Origin of the sequence: Streptomyces sp. NPDC048192 (assembly GCF_043202415.1) — a bacterium.
GTDB lineage: Bacteria > Actinomycetota > Actinomycetes > Streptomycetales > Streptomycetaceae > Streptomyces.
This window is the reverse complement of record NZ_JBIDAL010000015.1, coordinates 222,796-229,164: the sequence shown is the minus strand read 5'-3', so window position 1 is coordinate 229,164 and position 6,369 is coordinate 222,796. Positions and strand designations below refer to the sequence as shown.

Sequence of the window (6,369 nt, the reverse complement as noted above, 5' to 3'; positions counted from 1 at the left end):
ATCAGATCTTTCCGATCCGATTTCCTCGGTGCTTTCCAGGCTCCCGCGTTTGTCTCGCGGTTTCCTTTCCGGCGGATCCGACTTTATCAGAAGTTCTGAGTCGGTTTTTCCACCCGCTCCGGGCAACCGTGTCCGGCACGCGAAGTGCTGGGGTTCCCGTCGGGCGGAGCCGTAAACGTACTGGAGCGGGGCGCCTCGATGCAAATCGAGGCGCCCCGCTCGGGTGATGCTCCGACGGACCGTCAGACCTCCACCACCACCGGGAGGATCATCGGCCTGCGGCGATACGTGTCCGAGACCCACTTGCCGAGGGTGCGCCGGACGAGCTGCTGCAGCTGGTGCGGCTCGACGACGCCGTCCTGTGCGGACCGGTCGAACGCGTCGGTGATCTTCGGGATGACGTCGGCGAAGGCCGAGTCCTCGATACCGGAGCCGCGCGCCTGGATGTGCGGGCCACCGGTGATCTTGCCCGTGGAGGCGTCCACGACCACGAAGACCGAGATGATGCCCTCGTCACCGAGGATCTTGCGGTCCTTGAGGGCGGGCTCGCCGATGTCGCCGACGGAGAGGCCGTCGACGTAGACGTAACCCGCCTGGACCTTGCCCGAGATCTTGGCCTTGCCCTCGACCAGGTCGACCACGACGCCGTCCTCGGCGATGACGATCTGGTCGTGCGGCACTCCCGTGAGCGCCCCCAGCTCGGCGTTGGCGCGCAGATGGCGCCATTCGCCGTGGACCGGCATCAGGTTCCTGGGGCGGCAGATGTTGTAGAAGTACAGCAGCTCGCCCGCGGACGCGTGGCCGGAAACGTGCACCTTGGCGTTGCCCTTGTGGACGACGTTGGCGCCCCAGCGGGTCAGGCCGTTGATCACGCGGTAGACCGCGTTCTCGTTTCCGGGGATGAGCGACGATGCCAGGATGACCGTGTCGCCCTCGACGATGCGGATCTGGTGGTCGCGGTTGGCCATGCGGGACAGGGCCGCCATCGGTTCGCCCTGGGAGCCCGTGCAGACCAGGACCACCTCGTGGTCCGGGAGATCGTCCAGCGTCCTGACGTCGACGACGAGGCCCGGCGGGACCTTCAGGTAGCCGAGGTCGCGCGCGATGCCCATGTTGCGGACCATGGAGCGGCCCACGAACGCGACCCGGCGGCCGTACTCGTGCGCGGCGTCCAGGATCTGCTGGATGCGGTGGACGTGGCTGGCGAAGCTCGCCACGATGATCCGCTTGCGGGCGCCGGCGAAGACCTGGCGCAGCACGTTGGAGATGTCGCGCTCGTGCGGGGTGAAGCCCGGGACCTCGGCGTTGGTGGAGTCCGTGAGGAGGAGGTCGATGCCCTCCTCGCTCAGCCGCGCGAACGCGTGCAGGTCGGTGAGGCGGTTGTCCAGCGGAAGCTGGTCCATCTTGAAGTCGCCGGTGTGCACCGCCATGCCGGCGGGGGTGCGGATGGCGACGGCCAGCGCGTCCGGGATGGAGTGGTTGACGGCGATGAACTCGCAGTCGAAGGGGCCGATGCGCTCGCGGTTCCCCTCCGCCACCTCGAGGGTGTACGGGCGGATCCGGTGCTCCTGGAGCTTGGCCTCGATGAGCGCGAGGGTCAGCTTGGAGCCGATCAGGGGGATGTCCGGCTTCTCGCGGAGCAGGAAGGGGACACCGCCGATGTGGTCCTCGTGGCCGTGGGTGAGGACGATGCCCTCGATGTCGTCGAGGCGGTCCCGGATGGACGAGAAGTCCGGCAGGATCAGGTCGATTCCGGGCTGCTCCTCCTCGGGGAAGAGCACTCCGCAGTCGACGATCAGCAGGCGGCCGCCGTACTCGAAGACCGTCATGTTCCGGCCGATCTCGCCGAGGCCGCCGAGCGGGGTGACCCGAAGGCCGCCTTCGGGGAGCGGCGGGGGCGGGCCGAGTTCAGGATGCGGATGACTCAAAAGACTCTCCTCACCACACGCGCCACGTACCGGTCGGGCACGTGGCGCGTGAGACGTTCGTGCATAAGCAGTTGTCGTTGTGGGGTGCGGGCACCGGTGGCCCGCTGTTTTCTGTTGTTCTTCAGTTGTGAAGCCCGGGTGACGCCAAGTCTGTTGTCAGAGCTGTACCCCGCCTGCGGCAAGATCGATCTTGAGCTGGGCGATCTCCTCGGGCGAGCACTCGACCATGGGTGAGCGCAGCGGCCCCGCGGGCAGTCCCTGGAGGGCGAGCGCGGCCTTGGTGGTCATTACGCCCTGCGTGCGGAACATGCCGGTGTAGACCGGGAGCAGCTTCTGGTGGATCTCGGTGGCCTTCTGCACGTCACCGGAGACGTACGCGTCGACGAGGGCGCGCAGGTCGGGGGTGACGACGTGGCCGACGACCGACACGAAGCCGACCGCGCCCACGGAGAGCAGCGGCAGGTTGAGCATGTCGTCGCCGGAGTACCAGGCGAGGCCGGACTGGGCGATGGCCCAGCTGGCGCGGCCGAGGTCGCCCTTGGCGTCCTTGTTGGCGACGATCCGGGGGTGCTCGGCGAGCCGGACGAGGGTCTCGGTGTTGATCGGGACGCCGCTGCGGCCGGGGATGTCGTAGAGCATGACCGGCAGGCCGGTGGCGTCGGCCACGGTGGTGAAGTGCCGGTACAAGCCCTCCTGCGGGGGCTTGTTGTAGTACGGCGTGACGACCAGCAGGCCGTGTGCGCCGTCGCGCTCGGCCTGGCGGGCCAGCTCGACGCTGTGGTGGGTGTCGTTCGTGCCGACGCCGGCGACGACGTGGGCGCGGTCGCCGACGGCCTCCAGGACGGCTCGTACGAGGTCCGATTTCTCCGCATCGCTGGTGGTGGGGGACTCGCCGGTGGTGCCGTTGACGATCAGGCCGTCGTTGCCTGCGTCCACCAGGTGGGCGGCGAGCCGCTGCGCGCCGTCGAGGTCGAGTGCGCCGTCCGCCGTGAAGGGCGTGACCATGGCGGTGAGGACCCGCCCGAAGGGGGTCTGCGGAGTCGAGGTCGGAGCCATGGGTAACACGCTACTCGGTGCTCCCTACGGGGTCTGCCCTCGGGGGGTCGGGAAAGTCAGGACAAATGCGGAGCCCGGCACTGCCTGCTCGGGGGTTCAAGCAGTGCCGGGTCCCTTTGATCAGGCTAGATGAACTTCTCGAAATGCCGCAATACGGACACCTCGCGAGGCTGATCCGTACATCCGTTCCTGGCGGGGGAACAGGGCTTCGCAGGCCATTTCTGCGGGCCCACTCGGGGTTACGGGGCCACGCGGCCGTTGGCGTTGAAGGCGGCGTACGTCAGCGGCATGAGCTTCGCCCACTCCGCCTCCATCCGCTCGCCCACCATCTCGATCTCCCGCTGGGGGAAGGACGGCACCCTGGCCAGCTCGTGCTGGGTGCGCAGACCGAGGAAGTGCATCAGGGAGCGGGCGTTGCAGGTGGCGTACATCGAGGAGTAGAGGCCGACGGGGAGGGCCGCGCGGGCGACCTCGCGGGCGACGCCCTCGGCCAGCATCTTCTGGTAGGCCGCGTACGCCTGCTCGTACGACTCCCGCAGCGTGCTGCTGACCGCCTCGTGCTGGGCCGGGGTGCCCTCGACGAAGACGTACTTGCCGGGGCGGCCCTCCTGCACCAGCTTGCGGTCGGCGCCGGGGACGTAGAAAACGGGCTGGAGCTCCCGGTAGCGGCCGGACTCCTCGTTGTACGACCAGCCCACCCGGTGCCGCATGAACTCGCGGAAGACGAAGATCGGGGCGCTGATGAAGAAGGTCATCGAGTTGTGCTCGAACGGGCTGCCGTGCCGGTCGCGCATCAGGAAGTTGATCAGGCCCTTGGAGCGCTCGGGGTCCTTCTTCAGCTCGTCCAGGGACTGCTCGCCGGCGGTGGAGACCCGCGCGGCGAAGAGGACGTCGGCGTCCGAAGCGCTGGACTTGACCAGCTCGACGGTGACGTCACTGCGGAACGTGAGCGACTCGGGGGTGGTCACGGGGGTCGGGGTCCTTCCCATCACAGCTGTGGTTCGCGCCCACCTTACGGGGCACCCGCCCCGGCCACGGCAGCGCCCGGCCTCAAAAATCCCACCAGGGATTTTTTCCGACATGGGCACCTTTTGTGTTACTCGAGCGTCTGTATCGGTGAGGCCCGCTCGTTCGAGCCGAAAACGTTGATCACGAAAGGAGACGTACCCGCGATGTTCGGTCGGCGCGAGCCCGTACCCTTCGCCTTCCTGGCCGAGACGGACAGGTTCCGCAGCAATGTCACTCCCCCGCCCCGGCCGCGGGCGTCCCTCGCGGAGATAGCCGGGCGCTGGCTGCTGGGTCTGACGATCGTGGCGGGGCTGGTGGGCGCCCTGATACTCGGCGAGCCCGCGATGTCCACTCCGTCCCATACGCCGGTGCAGCAGTCCCAGGCGTCCCAGGGGCACTGACCACCGACGGCCGCCCGAGGGTGGTGAGCGGCAACGGCGGCGGATAGCCTCACCGGCACAGTCCACGCGAGGATCGAGTGAGGACCTGCCGTGCCCCTGTCCTTCCTGACGGCCGACCCCACCTTGGAGGCCGCTTCCGACAGCGCGCTGCCGTTCGACGACCGGGAGCGCTGGCGGCGTCCCTACCGTCCCGGTCCCTGGCGGGTGGGCGTCGCGGCACTGGTGCTGCTGCTGGCCTCGTTCGTGCTGTTCTCGGCCGTGGCCCTCGCCCTGACCGGCTCGGCGTCCTCGGCCGGAGCGGTGGTCGGCGGTGCGTGCGTGGTCGTCGCCGGGGCGCTGCGGCTGCTGCGCATGGGGGTGTGGGTGAGCGGCCGCGGGCTGCGCCAGGTCGGCTTCCTGGTCACGCGTACGACGCCGTGGGCCCGCGTGGTCTCGGTGCGCACGGTGCAGCAGCCGGTGCGCTGGCTGGGGCTGCCGCGGACGGTCCAGGGCCAGGCTCTGGCGCTCGTCCGGGCGGACCGGCCGGCCGAGGACACACCGCCGCTGCTGACCACGCACACGCTGGACTTCCTGGGCCGCCCGGCGGCGTTCGACCGCGCGGCGGACACCGTGGAGGCGTGGGCGGCGGAGTACGGGCGCCGTCGCGGCTGAGCACGCGGAAGGGGCGCCGGTGACCGCGCGACCAGCCGTGCACGAACCGGCACCCGCCTACGACCCGCGTCGGCTCGGCGCGCAGGCGCCGTGTCAGGCCGGGGCGGACTTTCCGTCGTGCAGGGCGATGGCCCGTTGCATCGCCTTACGGGCCCGCGGGGTGTCGCGGGCGTCGTGGTAGGCGACGGCGAGGCGGAACCAGCAGCGCCAGTCGTCCGGCGACGCCTCGGTCTCGGCCTTGCGCTTGGCGAAGACCTCGTCGGCGGAGTCGCGGTCGATCCGGCCGCTGGGTAGGCGCTTCAGCTCGTCCACCGGCAGTCCGCCCTCGGCGTCGAGTTCCGCGGCGAGGGCGTTCGCCCTGCGGACGAACTGGGTGTTCTTCCACAGGAACCACAGGCCGATGACCGGCAGGATCAGCACCGCGATCCCGAAGGTGACGGTGAGCGGCGTGCCGGTCTGGATGAGCATCACGCCGCGGCTGCCGACCAGGACGAAGTAGAAGACCAGGACGGCGGCCGTGACGAGGTAGGTGATCTTCGCGCGCATGGGGGACGGTCTCAGCTCAGGTCCAGGAAGTGCTCCAGGCCGAAGGTCAGGCCCGGAGCGGACACCACGCGGCGTGCGCCGAGCAGGATGCCCGGCATGAAGCTGCTGTGGTGCAGGGAGTCGTGGCGGATGGTCAGGGTCTCGCCCTCGCCGCCGAGCAGCACCTCCTGGTGGGCCAGGAGCCCGCGCAGCCGTACGGCGTGGACCGGGACGCCGTCGACGCTGGCGCCCCGCGCGCCGTCCAGGGCCGTGACCGTGGCGTCCGGCGCCGGGGCCGTACCGGCGGCCCTGCGGGCCTCGGCGATGAGCTGGGCGGTGCGCGTGGCCGTACCGCTCGGGGCGTCCACCTTGTTCGGGTGGTGCAGCTCGACGACCTCGACCGACTCGAAGTAGGGCGCGGCGATCTGCGCGAACTTCATGGTGAGGACGGCGCCGATGGAGAAGTTCGGGGCGATGAGCACGCCGGTCCGCGGGGACTCGGCCAGCCATGCCTTCAGCTGCGCGAGGCGCTCCTCGGTCCAGCCCGTCGTACCGACGACCGCGTGGATGCCGTGGCGCACGCAGAAGCCGAGGTTGTCCATGACGGAGTCGGGCGTGGTCAGTTCGACGGCGACCTGGGCGCCGGACGCCGTCAGCGTCTCCAGCGTGTCGCCCCGGCCGAGGGCCGCGACCAGTTCCATGTCCTCGGCGGCCTCGACCGCCCGGACCGCCTCGGAGCCGATCCGGCCCTTGGCGCCGAGGACCGCCACGCGCAGCTTGCTCATCTCTTGTGCTTCCTT

Annotated in this window: 7 protein-coding genes; 2 read left to right on the top strand and 5 right to left on the bottom strand. The window is 69.8% G+C overall.

The genetic code is table 11. The features are described 5' to 3' along the window. Positions 1-242: 242 nt before the first annotated feature. From ACGFZN_RS30150 to thyX, 3 genes are all read right to left on the bottom strand, one after another. Positions 243-1,928 (bottom strand): ribonuclease J, encoded by a 1,686-nt coding sequence (locus tag ACGFZN_RS30150; RefSeq protein ID WP_393861611.1) that lies wholly within the window; start codon positions 1,926-1,928, stop codon positions 243-245. 156 nt (positions 1,929-2,084) lie between these two features. Next, the gene (gene dapA, locus ACGFZN_RS30145) at positions 2,085-2,984 is read right to left on the bottom strand and encodes a 4-hydroxy-tetrahydrodipicolinate synthase (RefSeq protein ID WP_393861610.1); all 900 of its coding nucleotides are present in this window, start codon (positions 2,982-2,984) and stop codon (positions 2,085-2,087) included. A gap of 239 nt (positions 2,985-3,223) precedes the next feature. Next, positions 3,224-3,973 carry an FAD-dependent thymidylate synthase gene (gene thyX / locus ACGFZN_RS30140; RefSeq protein ID WP_393861609.1) on the bottom strand — a complete coding sequence of 250 codons (750 nt, stop codon included), beginning with the start codon at positions 3,971-3,973 and terminating at the stop codon, positions 3,224-3,226. A gap of 183 nt (positions 3,974-4,156) precedes the next feature. On the opposite strand from thyX, the gene ACGFZN_RS30135 reads away from it, so the two are divergent. Next, entirely contained in the window at positions 4,157-4,393 is a 237-nt protein-coding gene (locus ACGFZN_RS30135) for a hypothetical protein (RefSeq protein WP_330337458.1), read from the top strand. A 90-nt stretch (positions 4,394-4,483) separates the two neighbouring features. After that, positions 4,484-5,044, top strand: a complete 561-nt coding sequence (locus ACGFZN_RS30130; protein WP_393861608.1) for a hypothetical protein — start codon at positions 4,484-4,486, stop codon at positions 5,042-5,044. Between the two features lie 93 nt (positions 5,045-5,137). Here ACGFZN_RS30130 and ACGFZN_RS30125 read toward each other — a convergent pair whose 3' ends face one another. Together ACGFZN_RS30125 and dapB are read right to left on the bottom strand one after the other, a co-directional pair. Next, positions 5,138-5,590 (bottom strand): hypothetical protein, encoded by a 453-nt coding sequence (locus ACGFZN_RS30125; protein WP_393861607.1) that lies wholly within the window; start codon positions 5,588-5,590, stop codon positions 5,138-5,140. 11 nt (positions 5,591-5,601) lie between these two features. After that, positions 5,602-6,354: a 4-hydroxy-tetrahydrodipicolinate reductase gene (dapB, locus tag ACGFZN_RS30120; protein ID WP_360572584.1), complete on the bottom strand. Its 753-nt coding sequence runs from the start codon at positions 6,352-6,354 to the stop codon at positions 5,602-5,604. Positions 6,355-6,369: the final 15 nt, after the last annotated feature.